Annotated in this window: 13 protein-coding genes; 8 read left to right on the forward strand and 5 right to left on the reverse strand. The window is 36.8% G+C overall.

The features are described 5' to 3' along the window. Positions 1-129 precede the first annotated feature (129 nt). The 3 genes from AC59HC_RS16245 (at position 130) to AC59HC_RS16255 (ending at position 4,944) form a co-directional block, all read left to right on the forward strand. Entirely contained in the window at positions 130-2,757 is a 2,628-nt protein-coding gene (locus AC59HC_RS16245) for a T9SS-dependent M36 family metallopeptidase (RefSeq protein ID WP_238349567.1), read from the forward strand. 128 nt (positions 2,758-2,885) lie between these two features. Continuing rightward, on the forward strand, positions 2,886-3,863 hold the full coding sequence (locus AC59HC_RS16250) for an EamA family transporter (RefSeq protein ID WP_202838502.1): 978 nt from the start codon (positions 2,886-2,888) through the stop codon (positions 3,861-3,863). An 88-nt stretch (positions 3,864-3,951) separates the two neighbouring features. Further along, complete coding sequence (locus AC59HC_RS16255; protein WP_496558998.1) at positions 3,952-4,944, forward strand: alpha/beta fold hydrolase; 993 nt, start codon at positions 3,952-3,954, stop codon at positions 4,942-4,944. Positions 4,945-5,080: 136 nt separating this feature from the next. Here AC59HC_RS16255 and AC59HC_RS16260 read toward each other — a convergent pair whose 3' ends face one another. Then, positions 5,081-6,223 (reverse strand): multidrug effflux MFS transporter, encoded by a 1,143-nt coding sequence (locus tag AC59HC_RS16260; protein WP_343643948.1) that lies wholly within the window; start codon positions 6,221-6,223, stop codon positions 5,081-5,083. Positions 6,224-6,298: 75 nt separating this feature from the next. On the opposite strand from AC59HC_RS16260, the gene AC59HC_RS16265 reads away from it, so the two are divergent. Together AC59HC_RS16265 and AC59HC_RS16270 are read left to right on the forward strand one after the other, a co-directional pair. Next, the gene (locus AC59HC_RS16265; RefSeq protein ID WP_343643949.1) at positions 6,299-7,081 is read left to right on the forward strand and encodes an AraC family transcriptional regulator; all 783 of its coding nucleotides are present in this window, start codon (positions 6,299-6,301) and stop codon (positions 7,079-7,081) included. Between the two features lie 132 nt (positions 7,082-7,213). Beyond that, positions 7,214-7,681 (forward strand): SRPBCC family protein, encoded by a 468-nt coding sequence (locus tag AC59HC_RS16270; protein WP_343643950.1) that lies wholly within the window; start codon positions 7,214-7,216, stop codon positions 7,679-7,681. A 70-nt stretch (positions 7,682-7,751) separates the two neighbouring features. On the opposite strand, the gene rplS is transcribed toward AC59HC_RS16270, so the two are convergent. Continuing rightward, positions 7,752-8,108: a 50S ribosomal protein L19 gene (gene rplS / locus AC59HC_RS16275; RefSeq protein ID WP_002980648.1), complete on the reverse strand. Its 357-nt coding sequence runs from the start codon at positions 8,106-8,108 to the stop codon at positions 7,752-7,754. Between the two features lie 293 nt (positions 8,109-8,401). Here rplS and AC59HC_RS16280 point away from each other — a divergent pair, with 293 nt between their 5' ends. Then, positions 8,402-11,140 carry a fibronectin type III domain-containing protein gene (locus tag AC59HC_RS16280; RefSeq protein ID WP_496558999.1) on the forward strand — a complete coding sequence of 913 codons (2,739 nt, stop codon included), beginning with the start codon at positions 8,402-8,404 and terminating at the stop codon, positions 11,138-11,140. Positions 11,141-11,313: 173 nt separating this feature from the next. Here the strand turns inward: AC59HC_RS16280 and AC59HC_RS16285 are convergent, their stop codons facing one another. Then, positions 11,314-12,855: a toxin-antitoxin system YwqK family antitoxin gene (locus tag AC59HC_RS16285; RefSeq protein ID WP_496559000.1), complete on the reverse strand. Its 1,542-nt coding sequence runs from the start codon at positions 12,853-12,855 to the stop codon at positions 11,314-11,316. 380 nt (positions 12,856-13,235) lie between these two features. Between AC59HC_RS16285 and AC59HC_RS16290 the strand changes: the two genes are divergently transcribed. Continuing rightward, positions 13,236-13,937 carry a CoA transferase subunit A gene (locus AC59HC_RS16290; RefSeq protein WP_047376945.1) on the forward strand — a complete coding sequence of 234 codons (702 nt, stop codon included), beginning with the start codon at positions 13,236-13,238 and terminating at the stop codon, positions 13,935-13,937. A 48-nt stretch (positions 13,938-13,985) separates the two neighbouring features. Here the strand turns inward: AC59HC_RS16290 and AC59HC_RS16295 are convergent, their stop codons facing one another. Then, entirely contained in the window at positions 13,986-15,788 is a 1,803-nt protein-coding gene (locus AC59HC_RS16295) for an ABC transporter ATP-binding protein (RefSeq protein ID WP_280212410.1), read from the reverse strand. A gap of 124 nt (positions 15,789-15,912) precedes the next feature. On the opposite strand from AC59HC_RS16295, the gene AC59HC_RS16300 reads away from it, so the two are divergent. Next, complete coding sequence (locus AC59HC_RS16300) at positions 15,913-16,566, forward strand: CoA transferase subunit B (protein WP_002980639.1); 654 nt, start codon at positions 15,913-15,915, stop codon at positions 16,564-16,566. Positions 16,567-17,158: 592 nt separating this feature from the next. Here AC59HC_RS16300 and AC59HC_RS16305 read toward each other — a convergent pair. Further along, positions 17,159-17,968 (reverse strand): DUF4197 domain-containing protein, encoded by an 810-nt coding sequence (locus tag AC59HC_RS16305; protein ID WP_202838494.1) that lies wholly within the window; start codon positions 17,966-17,968, stop codon positions 17,159-17,161. Positions 17,969-18,155 lie beyond the last annotated feature (187 nt).

Below are 18,155 nucleotides of genomic sequence, written 5' to 3' on the forward strand. Positions count from 1 at the left end.
GATTGAGAAATATGTAAATTGATTTCAAAGTGTTTTTTCTTTATTTGTCTTGATTTATGTTTAATTTTTAATATAAAAAGTATTAAAGTTATGTGAATTATTTGTAGATTAGCGCCTTTAATAATGGATATGAAAAACAAAGCTTTACCTATTTTATTTGCAGTATTTTCTGCATTTCCGGCAATATTATTCGGACAGGATAATGAAAAACTCATTAAAGATTATATTTCTCAAAATAAAATCAGGGAATATAAAAAGTCTGATCTTAATAATATCATTATTGATAATGTAGATCTGTCAAAATCATTGAATGGTAATGTTGTTAAATTTTTACAGACGTATAATGGTTTGCCAATATACAGCTCTGTAGGAACAGCATTGATTCAGGACAATAAAATTGTTTACTACACCGATAATTTTGTAAAAGATTATACTGCATCTACATCTGGTACAGCTGCAATCAGTAAAAGTACAGCGCTTCAGAAGATTGCTGAAGATCTGAAAAATCCTGAGATAGCAAACTTCACTATTCTTGAGTATCTTGAAAAAACTCAGAAGAAAGCGACTTCAGCCAATCAAAGATTGGTATACGCAAATGATGAAAGCGGAAACCTCCGTTTGGCATATGAATATACCTTAATGGAGCCAAAGTCTCCCAATTACTGGAATATTGTAGTAGATGCCAATAATGGAAATATCCTGTTAAAAAGTAATCTTACGTTATCCTGTAATTTTCATCACGATGCTTATTCATCAGATGCGGAATATAGCCATGCCGATCACTTTGAAAATACCCTGGTGGGACCTCAGAATAACCTAGCACAGAATAATATTCCGTTACTTCTACCGGATAATGCATCATATAATGTATTTCCATTACCTATTGAAGCACCAACTTTTGGTTCAAGATCTATTATTACCAACCCCTGGATCCTGAGTGCTTCTCCTGAAGGATGGCATTCTGACGGAACCAATCATTACACGATTACAAGAGGAAATAACGTTTTTGCCTATGAAGATTCGGCTGGAACTGCTTTAACTGCACCTGATTATCTTACAGGAACTCCGGCAGACGGAGGAGCAACAAGAAATTTTGATTTCCCTTTTAACATCAATGAAACTCCGTTAAATAACAGAAATGCTGCTATTACAAATTTATTTTATCTGAATAACAGAATTCACGACGTTTTCTATAAATTTGGATTTACAGAATCTGCCAGAAATTTCCAGCAGAACAATTTTGGTAACGGACCTGTTGGAGGAGATGATGATTCTGTATATGCAGAGGCGCAGGATGGAAGCGGATTAAATAATGCGAATTTCTCTTCAGGGCAGGATGGTTATAATGGAAGAATGCAAATGTATCTCTGGTCTCCGGTTGGAAGAGTATTTTTCTATAATGCACCAAGTGTTGCTGTTTCCCGAACACCGGGAGCAGGAACTGCACAGTTCGGTAATCCACTACCAATGAACGGCCTGACAGGAGATGTTGCACTTTCATCAGTTTTAGACGGATGTACGGCTTTACCTGCAAGCTCATTGACTAATAAAATAGGACTTGTTGAGAGAGGAACATGTGCTTTTGCTGTAAAAGTGAAAAATCTTCAGGATGCCGGAGCTAAAGCGGCCATTATATATAATAACGTGACCAATGGCTCTACTCTGGGAAATATGGCGGGTAATGACCCTACAATTACAATCCCTTCAGTATTGATTACCAATGCAGAAGGGGAATATATCAAAACTCACCTTGCAGCAAGTACAACAGTAAATGTTACTCTAAAAGGAAACCAGACTCCTGACGGAAGTTTTGATAACGGAATCGTAACCCATGAATACGGTCACGGAATATCCAACAGAATGACCGGTACCGGATACAACTGTCTGAATTCAGGCGTGAGTAAGGAACAGATGGGAGAAGGATGGTCTGATTTCTTTGCTTTAATGCTGACAAACAAAGCAGGAGACGATGCTACAGTAGCGAGAGGTACTGGTACTTATGCAATAGGTCAGCCTATAACAGGTGGTGGTATCAGACCTGCAAAATATTCTACCAACATGACGGTTAACGGATTTACATACGGAAATACCAACGGAATGGAATACAATAACGGATCAGCAATTGTTCCGGATGTACACTCTATTGGTTTTGTCTGGGCAACCATGTTATGGGATCTTCACTGGAAATATGTTGAAAAATACGGTTATGCTTCAGATGTACTGTCAACAACCCCTAACGGAAGCACAAAAGTATTACAGTTAGTAACAGACGCTCTTAAACTTCAGGGCTGTAATCCTAGCTTTATTGATGGAAGAAATGCAATATTGGCAGCTGAGATGGCAACAACTCAGGGACAGGATAAATGTATGATCTGGGGAGTTTTTGCAAGAAGAGGTTTAGGAGTGAATGCATCAGCAGGAGCTAAAAATAATATTAATGATCAGGTTCAGGACTTTAACGTTCCGGAAGCATGTTTATTGGCTACCAATGATGTAAAGGCAGATAAGAACAACAACATTTCTATCTATCCAAACCCGGCCAAAGATGAATTCTATATTAAATTCCCAAGCAATACTCTTGGAAAAGTAAGCGTAGAATTGTATGATATGTCTGGTAAACTGGTTTCTTCAGAAGATAAAATCTCACCGGATGCCAAGAAAGCAATTTCTACAAGCAACCTTGTCAACGGAACTTATATGGTTAAAATCAAAGGACTAGGTTTTGAAGCTGCATCTAAAGTAATGGTTAAGAAATAATTTACTTTTATAATCAATCTCAAAAATCGCCACAAGCTTTGCTTGTGGCGATTTTATTTATCTATCACCATGACACTGCTGAATGATTTAATTTATATGTTGTACCTTTGCAGGCTGTTAAAAAAATTATGAAGAAGAAAAATATACTAAAAGGTGTTTTATTTGTAGGGATTGGAGCTAGTATATACGGTATGTTGGCCACTTTTGTAAAAATGGCTTATCATGATGGCTTTACAACCTCAGAAGTAACTACTTCCCAATTCGTATTAGGTTTGACGGGACTTTTGATCCTGAACTTTATTCAGACCCTAACCTCAAAACAGAAATTATCGGTGCCCAGTTCTAAAGAAGTAAGAATGCTCTTGCTTGCAGGAACTTCTTTGGGCGGAACAAGTTTATTCTACTATATTGCCGTGCAATATATCAATGTTTCCATTGCTATTGTATTATTGATGCAGTCGGTGTGGTTCAGTGTGGTGGTAGAAAGTATTCTAACTAAAAAACTTCCCAACACAAGAAAAGTGGTTTCTGTGGTTATCGTTTTGTTGGGAACGGTTCTGGCAACCAATCTTATTAATATGGAAATAGAGCTGGACTGGCACGGAGTATTCTGGGGGCTAATGGCAGCCGCTTCATATACTTTAACAATGTTCACCTCTAATACGCTGGCTACTCATCTTCCGGTTTTCCGAAAGAGTATTATTATGCTGGCGGGTGGTTCAGTTGTCGTTTTTGCATTCTTATTCTTTGCCCAGATAGGGCCTATGTATTTTGATGGCTTAAAATCATTATACCTGAATTTTACTGATAATACAGAACATATCCATTCATTTAATTATTCAATATTTCTCACGTATGGATTTGTACTGGCGCTTTTTGGAACTATTATTCCGCCTATCTTATTCAATGTTGGGTTTCCCAATGCAGGATTGGGCCTTGGAAGTATCGTTTCATCACTGGAACTTCCGGTTTCCGTAACCATGGCTTTCGTTTTGCTGGGAGAGAAAGTATTTTTCATTCAGTGGGTAGGTATTGCCTTGATTCTTTTTGCAATTGTTTTAATGAATTTACCTTCAAAACAGGAAAAAGAAGTTTCAATGGCATAATGGTCTGAAAAATATTAACTAAAAATAACAGTTAAAACCGTTCCTTTTGGAGCGGTTTTTTTAATTTTAATCTTTAAATAAACGTTTTATGAAACATTTCAGAAATATAATGTCCGCTTTTGCTTTAACGGTCTCCGGTTTTATATTTTCACAGGTAAAACCTCTGGATGCAATGCTGTCTGATTATCAATATCCTTACGAAGTTCATTTTCTTAATTTCAAGTCTCAGGGTGAAGATTTGAAAATGGCTTATATGGATGTAAAGCCGCAAAAACCCAACGGAAAAACGGTCATGCTTCTCCACGGTAAAAACTTTAATGGAGCGTACTGGGAGAGAACAGCAAAAGACCTTTCTGCTAAAGGTTTCCGGGTAGTGATTCCTGATCAGATAGGATTTGGAAAGTCTTCAAAGCCTCATGCTTACCAATTTTCTTTTTCACAGCTTGCAGAAAATACAAAAGCGGTTCTGGATGAACTGAAAATTGACAAAACCATCGTACTTGGACATTCAATGGGAGGAATGGTGGCCACCAGATTTACGTTATTATATCCTGAAAAAGTACAGAAACTGATTCTCGAAAACCCGATCGGACTGGAAGATTATAAAACTTTTGCAGCCTACCAGACTATTGACCAGGCTTATCAGTCTGAACTTAAAAATACAGCCGAAACCTATAAAAATTATCAGCTGAAATTCTATTATGACAACAAATGGAAAGAAGAATATCAGCCCTGGCTGGACTTAATTGCGGGATGGACACTTCATAAAGATTATCCTCAGGTTGCATGGGACGCAGCGCTTACTTCGGATATGATTTACAATCAGCCGGTATGTTATGAATTTAAAAATATAAAAGTTCCTACCTTGCTTATTATTGGAACAAGAGACAGAACCGCAATAGGAAAGGACAGAGCTCCTAAAGAACTTCAACCTAAAATGGGGCAATATCAGGAATTGGGAAAGAAAACCCAACGTGAAATTGCGGGTTCAAAGCTTGTCGAGATTGAAAATGTAGGGCATCTTCCGCATATCGAGGTCTACACTAAATTTTTTGAAGCACTGTATGATTTTATACAATAGATTAATTTTAAAATATAAAATATTTGAAACATTAAGTTTTTGCAAGTGAGTAAAAATCATAAGCTTTATAAACATTTTGCTTAATTTTTCATCTTTGATGAAACTTAACTATTCTTATTAACTTAATGTTTCAAAATCAATTCTTTTTGTTCCCAAACAGCAATAAAGTACAAACTCCAATTCCAGAAAACAGGACACACGCAATTCCCAGATTTTGTATCAGTCCAATACTCACCAATCCTAAACCTATCAGAACATAATATATTAATCCTAATAAAGCCCCGGCGCTTCCTGTTTCATTTTTATAATGGATCAATGCAGTGCTTAAAATATTGGGAATCGCAATGCTGAATGCCATCACAATAAAGAAATAGGGAATTACAAAATAAATTCCTGTACCTGTTAGAATCCAGACAAAAACAGAGGCAGCCAATGCTGAGAATATACTTGCTTTAACTAAATATTCAGACCGTACATTCTTCAATAACAAAAATCTGTTAAGCTTTGCTCCCGCGAAGGTACCGCCAGCCAGTATCATACTGCTGTACCCGAAAACATAAGAGGAATAATGATTTTCTTTAAAAATAAACGGAGCCAGTGAATAGTATGAAAATAACAAGACATTAAAGCTCATAATCAGTAAGCAGCACTTGATGATGCCCTGATCATGCAGCATCCGTTTCAATAAGATGATCAATGTTTTTAAGTTGATGGATTTCTTTACATGATGAGTTTCAGAAATTTTCTGTCTGGAAAGTATCAAAAAAAGTATACTCAGGATACACAGTGTAATAAATACGCTCTGATGTCCGCCGGAGGAAGCCAGTATTGAACCTGTAACCATTCCGATTACCGGACTGATAGACAAGCCGATTCCGATCCAGGAAAATACTTTGCTGAGATTATCTTTGTCAAAAGTATCTCTTAAAATGGTTTGTGTTACGATGGAACCCACCGAAATTCCGAATGCAGAAATAATCCTTGCACCCAGAAGAACCATAAAATCAGGAGCGAAAACAGCAGCCAACGTTCCAGCTCCATAGGTAATGAGACCATATTCTAATGATTTTTTCCTTCCGATCCTGTCGCATTGCACGCCCCAAAATGCCACACCCAGTGCAAATGCGATAAAATATAAACTGATTGTTAAGGTAACTGTTTCTTCATGTACTCCAAACTGTTCCTGTACTATTGGCAAAACAGGACTGTAGATCGTTTCCACAAACTGCGGAAGCATCACAAGCAGGGTCAGCAGCCAGATAGGATTTGTCCTTTTCATTTTTTTCTGCAAAGTTTCCAAAAAATCAATGTATATTTATAATGATATAAAAACAAAAAATATCAAAAATAGGACATGGCTGTACTGGAACAAAACGACATCTTTGATGCTGATTCAATCCCTGAAAAAGTAGTTGGAATAACCTCTGATATGGTGATGCATGACTCCGGTTTTCATTTTCATACAACGAAATCTCAGCTGTTGTATGCGCCATCAGGCTGTATGACTGTAACGACTTCCGACAGGCAGCTGGTTCTCCCTCCGTTCAGAATGCTTTGGATTCCTGCCCATGAAGTTCATCGTGTGAATTTCAGAAATATTGTGGCCTACAGATCCATTTATTTTGATGAAAAATATTCCCAAAGATATATGAATCCCGATCTGAAAGTTCTTCATGTCAACGCTTTGTTAAAAGAAATTATTGAAAGAATTTGTTCCTGGGAATGGTCAGGGTTGAGACAGGATCAAACTAATCTTTTAAAAGTATTCTGGGATGAATTGAGTAAAGCTCCGGAAGAAAAACTGGAACTTACAATGCCGCAGGATAAGCGTTTTACGAAAATAGCTGAAGAATGGACACTGCGGAAATCTATGCCTCCAATGCTGAAAGATTTTGCAGAAAAAACAGGAGCGGTGGAGAAAACGATCAGCCGTATTTTTAAAAAAGAAACGGGATTGTCGTATCAGGATTGGAGGCAGCAGTGGCGGTTGCAGCGATCAATTGAACTTTTGGTGGAAGGAAATTCAATAGGAGAGGTGTCCTATATCCTGGACTTTTCATCAGACAGTGCTTTTATTGAATTTTTCAAAAAGCAGACAGGCTCCACACCTTTGCAGTATCTCATGAAGAATGAATAGTCCTTTTGTACAGCTGATAAAAAGTACGATTGTTAACCTTGACAAGGTTGGTGTCATACAATATTTCTTGTCTTATGAAAAGTCTGATTCATAGTAGATTTCATAAAATTGTACTACCAATACAATAATTTTATGAAAACGATTAATACAAATAGTGTTGAGAACTACGTACATATACTTGAGGTCAACACCACGGCAGATAAAGTATATCGGGCTTTAACAGATGAAATTCCCCTTTGGTGGACTGAAATGTTTGAAGGTTCATCTTCAGAGGCTGGAAATCTTTTTACCATAAGATTTGGAGATAACATCCATAAAACAATGCGTGTGAAAGAATTAACTGCCAATACAAAAATTGTCTGGCTGGTTGAAGACTCATTGATTGCCCTTCCTGAATTAAAGAACCAGACAGAATGGATCGGGACAACAATTGTCTGGCAAATAGAAAAAAATAAAGAAAGCACTCAGATAAAACTTACCCATATCGGCCTGAACCCGGCTATTGAATGCTATGAGATCTGCTCCAATGGCTGGCTGCAATTTCTCGGCAGCCTGAAAAAAATTCTGGAAACCGGAGAAGGAGCTCCCTATAAAAAGTAAAAATATTTATACAAAAAAAAGAGACTGTTTATAAGTAAACAGCCTCTTTTTGTATGTATTGTTGTCTGAATTATTTCTTCTTGTAAGCAGCGTCTTTGATTCTTGCTTTCTTACCTCTAAGGTCTCTGAAGTAGTAAATTCTAGCTCTTCTAACTCTACCTCTTCTATCAACTTCAATTTTTTGAAGTGCAGGCATGTTAATAGGGAATACTCTTTCTACACCTACATCACCACTCATTTTTCTGATAGTGAAAGTTTTTGTAGAACCAGTACCTCTTAATTGGATAACTGTTCCTTTGAAGAACTGAGTTCTGGTCTTTTGTCCTTCTTTAATTTCGTAATACACAGTAATTGTATCACCTGCTTTGAATTCAGGGAATTCTTTTTTCGCAATGTACTTGTCTTGTACGTACTTTAATAAATCCATTATTAATAAAATAAAATGTTAAAGCTAAGCAACTTACACGTTCTTCGTCAGAGGTTGAATAACAGGTTGCAAATGTACAAAATAGTTTTTGAATATGCCAAATATTTAATGTACTAAAAACTATAATTTTTTCATTCCGGTTTTGCTAAAAAATTAACGGTTTCTTTAAAATCCCATCAGACAGAGTTTATATGGGAATTCTACTTTTGCCCGAAGTAAAAATCCGGATAACGGTTTTTTAAATTCCTGATTCACAACTTAAAACTATATGTTATTTTAAAACTAAAGCTATTATGAAACATTATTTCTTCTTTTTTTGTTTCGCGGTCCAGATGGCTTTCGGACAGGTTTTGTTCCCTTATTTACAAAACCCGACTCCGAATTCTATGATCGTCAATTGGAAAACAGCTTCCAATAATGAAACAACAGTAATCTACGGAAATTCTCCAACAAATTTAAATGTGACGGTAACAGGAACTACCAATATCTTCTCGGATACCGGATACAACAACAACTATTATTATCACACGGCAAAGATTACCAACCTTCAGCCGAATACCAAATATTATTATAAGATCAAAACCGGAACAAGCGAGTCTGCTGTTTATAATTTCAGAACACTTCCTTTACCGGGACAGGCGGTAACTGCCAATGGAAAGATCCGTTTCCTTATTATGGGGGACAACCAGATCAAAGCAGAACCGAGATATGATACGCTTACATTGAATGCGTATAAAAAACTCAAGGAAAAATTCGGAGCTGCTTTAGATCCGTCAGATAATATTGCGCTTACTTTTATGGTGGGCGACCAGGTAGACGTAGGTACATTGGATCACTATGAAAATGTCCACTTTAAAAAGAATATCAAATTATCACCTTATCTGCCTATTCAGACAACGGTAGGAAACCATGAAACCTACGGAACGATGGGAATGAATTCTTACTATGCTCATTTTTATATTGATGAAATCAGTTATAAAGGGATAAGCTCAGGAAATGAAAATTATTATGCCCAGCAGGCAGGAAATGTATTATTTGTAAGTTTAAGTTCCGAACATACCGGATCTGCACAGCAAACGTGGCTTCAGCAGATTTTGACAGCAGCCAATAATGATTCTACGGTAGACTGGATTATTTCTTTAAGCCACAGACCTTATCAGGCTGAGCAGTATGTGGGAGATATTTCTACATGGGTAAGAGAAAATGCAGTACCGCTTCTGGTAACTTCTGATAAATATTTAATGCACGTGGGAGCCCACCATCATTTATACCACAGAGGTCAGCTTAAAAACACACCGAATTACCAGATTATTTCCGGAGGAACAGCATGGGATCAGTATTGGGGAATGTCTAATGAACAGGATTTTGATGATGTTCAGAAAACATTGACAGACTGGACCTATCAGATTGTGGAAGTAGATGTCCCAACCGGAAAAGTGGATGTCGAATGTTATTCGATCGGTGGAATTTACAATAAGAAAAACAATGTATTGGTAGATTCTTTCCACAGATATAAAAATCAGCCCAAGCCGGCAAAACCATCCATTACAAATACTTTCTCAGGGCCAATTACTTTACCATTAACATTGAATGGAAGTGCATTTTCATCTTCCAACGGAGAGCTTTTAAATACAACACAGTTCCAGATCAGTAAAACCTCAAACTTTTCTGTAATTGAAAAAGAATTTTACCGTGATTTTGAAAACTGGTTCGGAAAAGATGGAAACGGAACTCCTGATAAAACCAAAAACCTGAATGATGGAGTAGACATCACCAAAGCAACATTGGCAGCGAATTCTATCCCCAACGGAATCTATTATGTAAAAACACGTTACAGAGACAGGAACCTTGAATGGAGTGAGTGGAGTAATGTGAAGCAGTTCGAAATTACAGGAAGTGTAGTGTCAAATCCTACATTTACTTTAAACAAAACTGAATACGCTCAGAATGAAGCTATCACAGCTACATTTACAGGAGGTCCCGGAAATCAGCAGGATTGGGTAGGAATTTATAAAAAAGGACAGACTCCGGCTTCTACAACTTCTCAAGGGTATATTTATACGAATGGTCAGATTGCTGGAACAGTAACCTTCAATAATGGTCTGGCTGCTAAAGGTCAATATTTTGCAGGATTTTTTGCCAACAACGGGTATACGGAAATCGCCCCAAGAAAAAATTTCTATGTAGGACCGAAAGTACAGCTGCAGACTACTGCTGATACGTATCCTGTAGGAGGAACCGTTACTATTAATTTTACAAACGGACCCAACTTACAGAAAGACTGGATCGGAATTTATAAAATGGGCCAGACCCCGGGAACCACACCTTCTATCAAATGGAGCTATGTAACAACTGCATCAGGAACATTAAATTTCACAGGACTTCCAAAAGGGTATTATTATGCTCAGTATTTATTGGAAGACGGATATAACGGAATCGGGGAGAAGGTATTCTTCAAAGTAGGAGATATCGTTACAGATCTTTGGATCAACAAACCTGTTTATACCTTGGGTGAAAATATTACGGCTTCATGGACGGATTCTCCGGGAATCATCAAAGACTGGTTGGGAATCTATCCTCAAAGTGTTCAGACACCGGATGATAATTTTGTTTCTTATACCTATTTTGACGGAATAACTCAGGGAACAAAAACTATTCAGGGAACAGCAGTACCTGCAACACCTGGAAATTACTACATGGTCATGTTTACCAATGATTCCTACACAGAAGTTTCAAACAGGGTACAGTTCCAGGTAACTTCACCTACTTTGGGAACTGAAGAAACCAGAAGTACAGAAAAAAATGTAGTATTGTATCCGAACCCAACCAAACCGGGACAGCCTACTTTTATTAAAAGTGATTACCCGATTGAAAAAATCGAGCTGGTTTCAGCTTCGGGAGAATTACTGTATGTATCGAAAAATATCAATAACCAACGTTTCTCTTTGGTGAATGAAAATCTTCCGGCAGGCGTTTACTATGTAAAAGTATACGGAAGAAAACTGTTTACTTTAAAGCTGATTATTCAGTAAAGTAAATTAAAACACAATTATAATGAAGAGGCTGTCAGCAATGATAGCCTCTTTTTTATGGATGTAAAAAGTATAATTTTCCATAATTATCTGTGAAAATCTGTGCCCGTTTGTGGTTAAACAAAAAACGGTTCCAAAAAAATGAAACCGTCTTTGATATATAGTTGTGGTAATTAGTCAAATAAATGATGCAGATCATCCTCGTTAATCAGCGTCGGGTTTTCAGCAGAAGCATTTTCCTCCTGAGTATCGGCCAGTGTTTTAGTTTCCTGAATGAGCTTCCCATCCATATTATAAAGCTTTAACAAGATCCATTTCCCGCTGCGTTCAAGTTCTTTAGCTCCATCCCATGTTTTTATTCTGATTTTTCCGCTTTGAATAACACCTGCTTTTACAGAAGACTTATTGGCAGGCTTCCCCTTTACATACTGTGTGATTTGTGCTGTAAAGGAATAATCATCCCCATCTTCACTGATCGGTTGTGTAAATGTATATAAAATAGTGCCTTTGGGGTCATAAACAGTTGCATCATAGCCTGTTTGTTTGGCGTTCAGCTTTTTTTCAAAACTTAGCTTCGTATTGTCACCTTCAAAAAAGTTTTTGATGTTTACAATAATACCTTCCTTATAAACTGTTTCATTAAAGCCTTCATAGGTAGTACCATTATAAGGGATACCATCTTTGTATGTTAATGTAGATTTTAGCTTTCCATCCGGGGAATAATATTTAATTTCCTGGATAAGATCATCTTTTAAAAATTGCTCTGAGGATAACTTTCCGTCTTCATCAAAATATTTACTGGTTACCTTTGAGCCTTTTTCATAAGTATCAATAGAGGAAATCTGTGAATATTCATAAGCCAGATGGTAATCATCCCCGTCCATTGGATTATAAACATCATTTTCCTTATCATATTGGTATACCAGATGGGCTATTTTTTTACCCGACTCATCATAAGTGGTTTTATAGCCATCTTTTTTATTCATTTTCTGTTCCTGTAAGATCTTTCCGCTTTTGCTATAAATGACGCCTTCTTTTACACTGCCGTCCTTTCTGTATTTTTCTATCTTAGAGATCCTCATGGGACTGGAATAGTAATCTACCACCATATTTTCACCCGAACCGGAGGTAGTGTTGCTGCCCAGATATTTTCCTTTTTCACCGTAATATTTTGTTTCAGTGTTGCTGTCCTTATCAATGATGGTTTCATTTCTGATCCCTTTAATGTCATCATCATAAACGGTTGTTTTTACAGGTGTAGAGTTTTCGTAATCCACCACAATGTTAAAGTCCATTCCATCCTCAGCATCCTTATAACTGAACATCTTTCCTGAAAAACTTCCGTCAGCTTTATATACCACATCTTCTGTCAGCCTGCCATTCATATCATAAGTCTGTGCCGGGCCAATCTGCTGTCCTTTGGAATAGGTGGCAAAATTCAGAACCTTTCCTTCTTCAGTATACCAGGTTACTTTTCCCTCAAAAATCTCACTGTTGGGAGTGGTGTCTGAAGCCAGTCCTTCCATTTGAAGTTTTCCGTCCTTATAGAAATCTTTGATAAGAGTAAGCTTTCCTTTAGGAGTCGTTTCACGGTAATATTCCATATTGTCCTGAGTAGTTTTTTCCCAGTTTTCATCGAAATACGTTTTTTCCTGTGCGCATACATTGATGCTGAGTACCAGTGCAAGTAATGCTGAGGTAAATAATTTTTTCATGTTTTTATGTAAGCTTTGATATTTTTATATGATTAGTGAGATGGCAGATATTGAAAGAGACCTTCATAGAGATCAAAAGAAGTGATGAGGACAGTAGTAATCTGCCATAAAATAATTTCTACATTAAAGTTGTGTTTAAATTTCCGTCGGAACTGAAAAACAGTATTTCCGGCTTTGAGAGGGCAAATATAGATGAAATTGATGAGAAATAAGATAAAAAATGAACAGACTTGTTCAGTTTTTGATATAATGTTTTGATTATGATGTTTTTAAAAGTTTCAGATCGATTTTTAAAAATGTATTAAATTCAGTAATCTTTCCACTCATAGGATATACAAGAAAATTTATTAAATTTAGCCAACAGAAAAATCTAATATTTCATGATAGATAAAAGAGTAAAAAATGCAAAGGAGGCCATCGAAGGAATTAATGATGGAATGACACTGATGCTTGGCGGATTCGGACTTTGTGGTATTCCTGAAAACTCAATCAATGCTTTGGTAGAAAGCGATGTGAAAGATCTTACTTGCATTTCAAATAATGCAGGAGTAGATGATTTCGGATTAGGACTATTGCTTCACAAAAGACAGATTAAAAAAATGATCTCTTCTTATGTAGGAGAAAATGCTGAGTTTGAAAGACAGATGCTTTCAGGTGAATTGGATGTAGAACTAACTCCTCAGGGAACTTTAGCTGAAAAGTGCAGAGCTGCCCAGGCAGGAATTCCAGCTTTTTATACACCGGCAGGTTACGGAACTGAAGTTGCAGAAGGGAAAGAGGTAAAAGAATTCAAAGGAAAACCTCATATTCTGGAGCATGCATACGATGCAGACTTTTCTATCGTAAAAGCATGGAAAGGCGATCATGCAGGAAACCTTATCTTTAAAGGATCAGCAAGAAACTTCAACCATCCAATGGCTGGTGCTGCAAAGATTACCATTGCTGAAGTGGAAGAACTGGTAGAACCGGGACAATTAGATCCGAACGAAATTCATATTCCGGGAATCATGATTCAAAGAATTTTCCAGGGAGAAAAATTTGAAAAAAGAATTGAGCAGAGAACCGTAAGAACTAAAGAATAAGTTCAAACAATACAATAAAAAGCGCTGAACATGCATTCAGCGCTTTTTTTATGCTTGAGGAGTAAGCGTTTTTCTTTCTCCGATCTGTTGTCTCCACATGGCGTAGTAGAGTCCTTTTTCGTCAATGAGATTGGCGTGGGAACCTGTTTCTACAATCTGTCCGCGCTCAAGAACATAAATTTTATCAGCATGCATAATAGTACTTAAACGGTGGGCAATCAGGACGGTGATCTGTTCCCTTTCTTTCGAAATTTCTTTGATCGTCGTAGTGATTTCTTCTTCGGTAATACTGTCCAGTGCAGAAGTAGCTTCATCAAAAATCAAAAGATGAGGTTTTCTTAAAAGAGCTCTTGCAATGGCAATTCTTTGTTTTTCACCGCCACTCAGTTTCAGACCTCCTTCACCGATAACGGTTTCAATTCCTTTCTCAGCCCTTTCCAATAATGCTGTACAGCTTGATTTCTGTAAAGCAATTGCCAGTTCCTCTTCAGTAGCTGAAGGGTTAACGAAAAGAAGGTTTTCTTTAATAGTTCCTGCAAATAACTGGGTATCCTGTGTTACAAAACCAATCTGGTTTCTCAGCTCATCAAAATCAAATTCCTTTCCATTGATACCGTTGTAAAAAATATTTCCTTCCTGAGGTCTGTACAAGCCAACCAGCAGTTTTACCAGGGTACTTTTTCCGGAACCGCTCGGTCCTACAAAAGCAATGGTCTCACCGTTTTTAAGATCAAAAGAAATATTATTTAAAGCTTTATACTGCGCAGACTGATGCTTGAATGAAACATGTTTGAATTCCAGTTCTTCAATAGCCCCGATTTGTTTCGGGTGAAGCGGCTTTTCTTCCACTTCTTTTTTCATCAAACGGTCAAAATTCTGAAGAGAAGCTTCTGCCTCACGATAAGAAATAATAATGTTCCCAATTTCCTGCATTGGCCCGAAAATAAAGAAACCATAAAACATCAGAGATAAATACTGACCTGGAGTAACAATATTTTTAAAAATTAAATACAATAAAGTCAACGTAATCATCTGCTGAAGAAAATTGACCATTGTTCCCTGAATAAAGCTCAAAGAACGGATGCTTTTTACCTTTCTCAGTTCAAGGCCAAGAATCTTATACGTATTGTTATTTAAACGGATTACCTCCTGATTGGTTAATCCTAAACTTTTAACAATTTCAATGTTTCTAAGACTTTCAGTGGTACTTCCGGCTAAAGCGGTGGTTTCAGTCACAATATTTTTCTGGATCACTTTGATTCTCTTGCTCAATAAATTGGTGACAATGGCAATAAAGAAAATCCCGCAGATATAAACCGGCATAATAGACCAGTGTAAACGGATCGCATACACGGAAACGAAAATAATACTGACGAGAATTCCGAAGAAAATATTAATGAAATTCGTGATGAATTTTACAGTATCTTCTCTTACTTTTGTTAAAATAGACAGCGTTTCACCGCTTCTCTGGTCTTCAAATTCCTGGTAGGGAAGTGCCATAGAGTGTTTTAAACCGTCTGTAAATATTTTCGCTCCAAACTTTTGAGTAATCACACTGACTACATAATCCTGAAAAGCTTTGGCAATTCTGCTCACCATTGCAGTTCCGATAAGAAGCCCCAAGAAGTAAAAAGCCCCATGATATACAGAACTTCCGTATAAATATTCATTCAGGCTTCTGGGCAATAGCTTTTCTTTATCAAAAAAGTTGGGATGGGTAACCAGCTGATCAAGGATATTTCCTGTGATCGCCGGAGCAAATAAAGAAAAAACCTGATTGACAGTAGCCAAAAATAAAGAGATGATTATCAGCCACTGATAAGGTTTTAGATATCTAAAAAGTATTTTCATTCTATTAAAAAATAATAGAACAAAATTACAGATATTATTTTAACTAACAGTGTTAATTGTTGAATACAACAAAGCTCTTTTGTATTCAAGTGAAAATAATTAAATTGCAGTCTAAGTTTTTATTATGCTTACAAAAGAACAAATTGCCAAAAGAATTTCAAAAGAACTGAAAGATCGTTATTATGTAAACCTGGGAATTGGAATTCCTACTTTGGTTGCCAACTATGTTCCGGAAGGTATTTCCGTAGAATTCCAGAGTGAAAACGGAGTATTGGGTATGGGGCCTTTTCCTTTCGAAGGAGAAGAAGATGCTGATATCATCAATGCCGGAAAACAGACTATTACTATTCTGGAAGGAGGTTCATTTTTTGATTCAGCCTTCAGTTTCGGGATGATTCGTGGTCAGAAAGTAGACCTTACCATTCTTGGAGCAATGGAAGTTTCGGAAAACGGAGATATTGCCAACTGGAAAATTCCCGGAAAAATGGTGAAAGGAATGGGGGGTGCCATGGATCTTGTTGCTTCTGCTGAAAATATTATCGTAGCCATGATGCACGTAAACAAGGCAGGAGAAAGCAAAATCCTAAAAAAATGTACACTACCTCTAACAGGGGTAAACTGTGTGAAAAAAGTAGTTACTGAGTTAGCCGTTCTGGATGTAACTCCGGCAGGATTCAAGCTGGTAGAAAGAGCACCAGGCGTTTCAGTAGAAGATATTATTAAAGCAACAGAAGCAGATCTTATCATCGAAGGGGAAATTCCTGAAATGCAGTTCTAATTCTGAATAACAATATAAAGTTTCGGCCTCACAAAGTGAGGCCGAAACTTTTTAAAGACGACATCGGAACTCGCAGTGTCAAAAAAATAAGTCCTGTGAACGTTAAGAAAATTCTTTTGTCCGAAGCGCGAGGCAAAATCAGAACCGATAAAGAAATAATGATTTCGCGCAAGTTTAGAATTTTTAGAGAACAGGATTTATTTTTAGTGGAGAGCTCCAGGTCTTGAATTTTTGTTTCTTTTGTTTTAGGACAAAAGAAATCAGGTCAACAAAAAACATTGTTATTATCATTAAGGTCCAGACAAATAGTTATATAGCTGACTTTAACTCCGACATCGGAACTCGCAGCGTCAAAAAAAATAAATCCTGTGAACGTTAAGAAAATTCTCCTGTCCGAAGCGCGAGGCAAAATCAGAACCGATAAAGAAATAATGATTCGCGCAAGTTTAGAATTTTTAGAGAACAGGACTTATTTTTAGCGGAGAGGTCCAGGTCTTGAACTTTTGTTTCTTTTGTTTCAAGACAAAAGAAATTAAACATAAAAAAACTGCTTCATCATGAAACAGCTTTTGTATATTTAGTCTAATCTTATTTATTTCCCATCCTGCGCTCCAAAAACCTTCTGCAAAATACTTGTAGTTCTCATGGCAGGTGTATTTCTGATTCCGCTTTCCTTATCTGCTACCATTTTAAAAACTCCATTAATGGTTTCTGTAGTAACATATTCGTTAAGATCTGTAGTAACAGCCTGTCCGGTAAACGTATTGTATTTTGAAATCAGGTTTTTCCAAAGGGTGTCAGCACCTACTTTCCCTAAAGAAGCTTTTACTTTGGGTTGAAAGGCATTGAACAGCTGAGTCTGGGTTTTTCCCTGAAGATAACTTGTTGCGGCGTTATTACTCCCTAATAAAATGTTTTTGGCATCTGTAATCGTCATAGAAGTAATAGCATTTGTAAAAATAGGTGCAGCTTCTGTTACGGCATCTTCAGCAGCTCTGTTTAACAATTTTACGCCTTCGTCAGCAAGGCTTCCCATTCCGATGGAACGTAGTGTTGTATCAATTTTTCTTAATTTTTCAGGCATTAAAATCTTTACGGCTTCATTCTTGAAAAAACCATCCGTTACCGCTAGTTTTTTTACTCCATCCGTTACGCCCATACTTAAGGCCTCTTTTAATCCTGAAGAAATCTGACTTGAAGTAAGGTTTCCAATATTGGCAGATGAATTACCTGAAGTGGTAGTCGTCGTCTTAGTAGAAGTTACCGTACCATTATTTTTAACAGGAGCATTAAGATCTACACCTGTTTTGTCTTTAACAGCAGATTTTATAATATCAAAAATTTGTGCCTGAGCTGATAAAGAAAATAATAAAGTGGCTGCCAGAAAAATATTTTTTTTCATCTTCTTTTTTTACAAATTTAAACCTTTAATTTTTTTAAGTCGACTAAATTGATCAAAAAGCAAACCACAATATCCCATATTTAATAGAATAATATCTATATAGAATGATTGCAAACTGTAAATTATTCATTTTACAGGAGTCTGAAATTGGGTATTTAATTTGTTTTTAAAAAGGCTCAAAGAGTTT

It is taken from the genome of Chryseobacterium sp. DZ-32 (assembly GCF_059587025.1).

Coding starts and splice junctions, on each gene's coding strand:
- AC59HC_RS16300 (WP_002980639.1), top strand. CDS start 15,913: ATGCTTACAAAAGAACAAATTGCCAAAAGAATTTCAAAAGAACTGAAA.
- AC59HC_RS16265 (WP_343643949.1), top strand. CDS start 6,299: ATGGCTGTACTGGAACAAAACGACATCTTTGATGCTGATTCAATCCCT.
- AC59HC_RS16295 (WP_280212410.1), bottom strand. CDS start 15,788: ATGAAAATACTTTTTAGATATCTAAAACCTTATCAGTGGCTGATAATC.
- AC59HC_RS16305 (WP_202838494.1), bottom strand. CDS start 17,968: ATGAAAAAAAATATTTTTCTGGCAGCCACTTTATTATTTTCTTTATCA.
- AC59HC_RS16245 (WP_238349567.1), top strand. CDS start 130: ATGAAAAACAAAGCTTTACCTATTTTATTTGCAGTATTTTCTGCATTT.
- AC59HC_RS16280 (WP_496558999.1), top strand. CDS start 8,402: ATGAAACATTATTTCTTCTTTTTTTGTTTCGCGGTCCAGATGGCTTTC.
- AC59HC_RS16285 (WP_496559000.1), bottom strand. CDS start 12,855: ATGAAAAAATTATTTACCTCAGCATTACTTGCACTGGTACTCAGCATC.
- AC59HC_RS16290 (WP_047376945.1), top strand. CDS start 13,236: ATGATAGATAAAAGAGTAAAAAATGCAAAGGAGGCCATCGAAGGAATT.
- rplS (WP_002980648.1), bottom strand. CDS start 8,108: ATGGATTTATTAAAGTACGTACAAGACAAGTACATTGCGAAAAAAGAA.
- AC59HC_RS16250 (WP_202838502.1), top strand. CDS start 2,886: ATGAAGAAGAAAAATATACTAAAAGGTGTTTTATTTGTAGGGATTGGA.
- AC59HC_RS16260 (WP_343643948.1), bottom strand. CDS start 6,223: ATGAAAAGGACAAATCCTATCTGGCTGCTGACCCTGCTTGTGATGCTT.
- AC59HC_RS16255 (WP_496558998.1), top strand. CDS start 3,952: ATGAAACATTTCAGAAATATAATGTCCGCTTTTGCTTTAACGGTCTCC.
- AC59HC_RS16270 (WP_343643950.1), top strand. CDS start 7,214: ATGAAAACGATTAATACAAATAGTGTTGAGAACTACGTACATATACTT.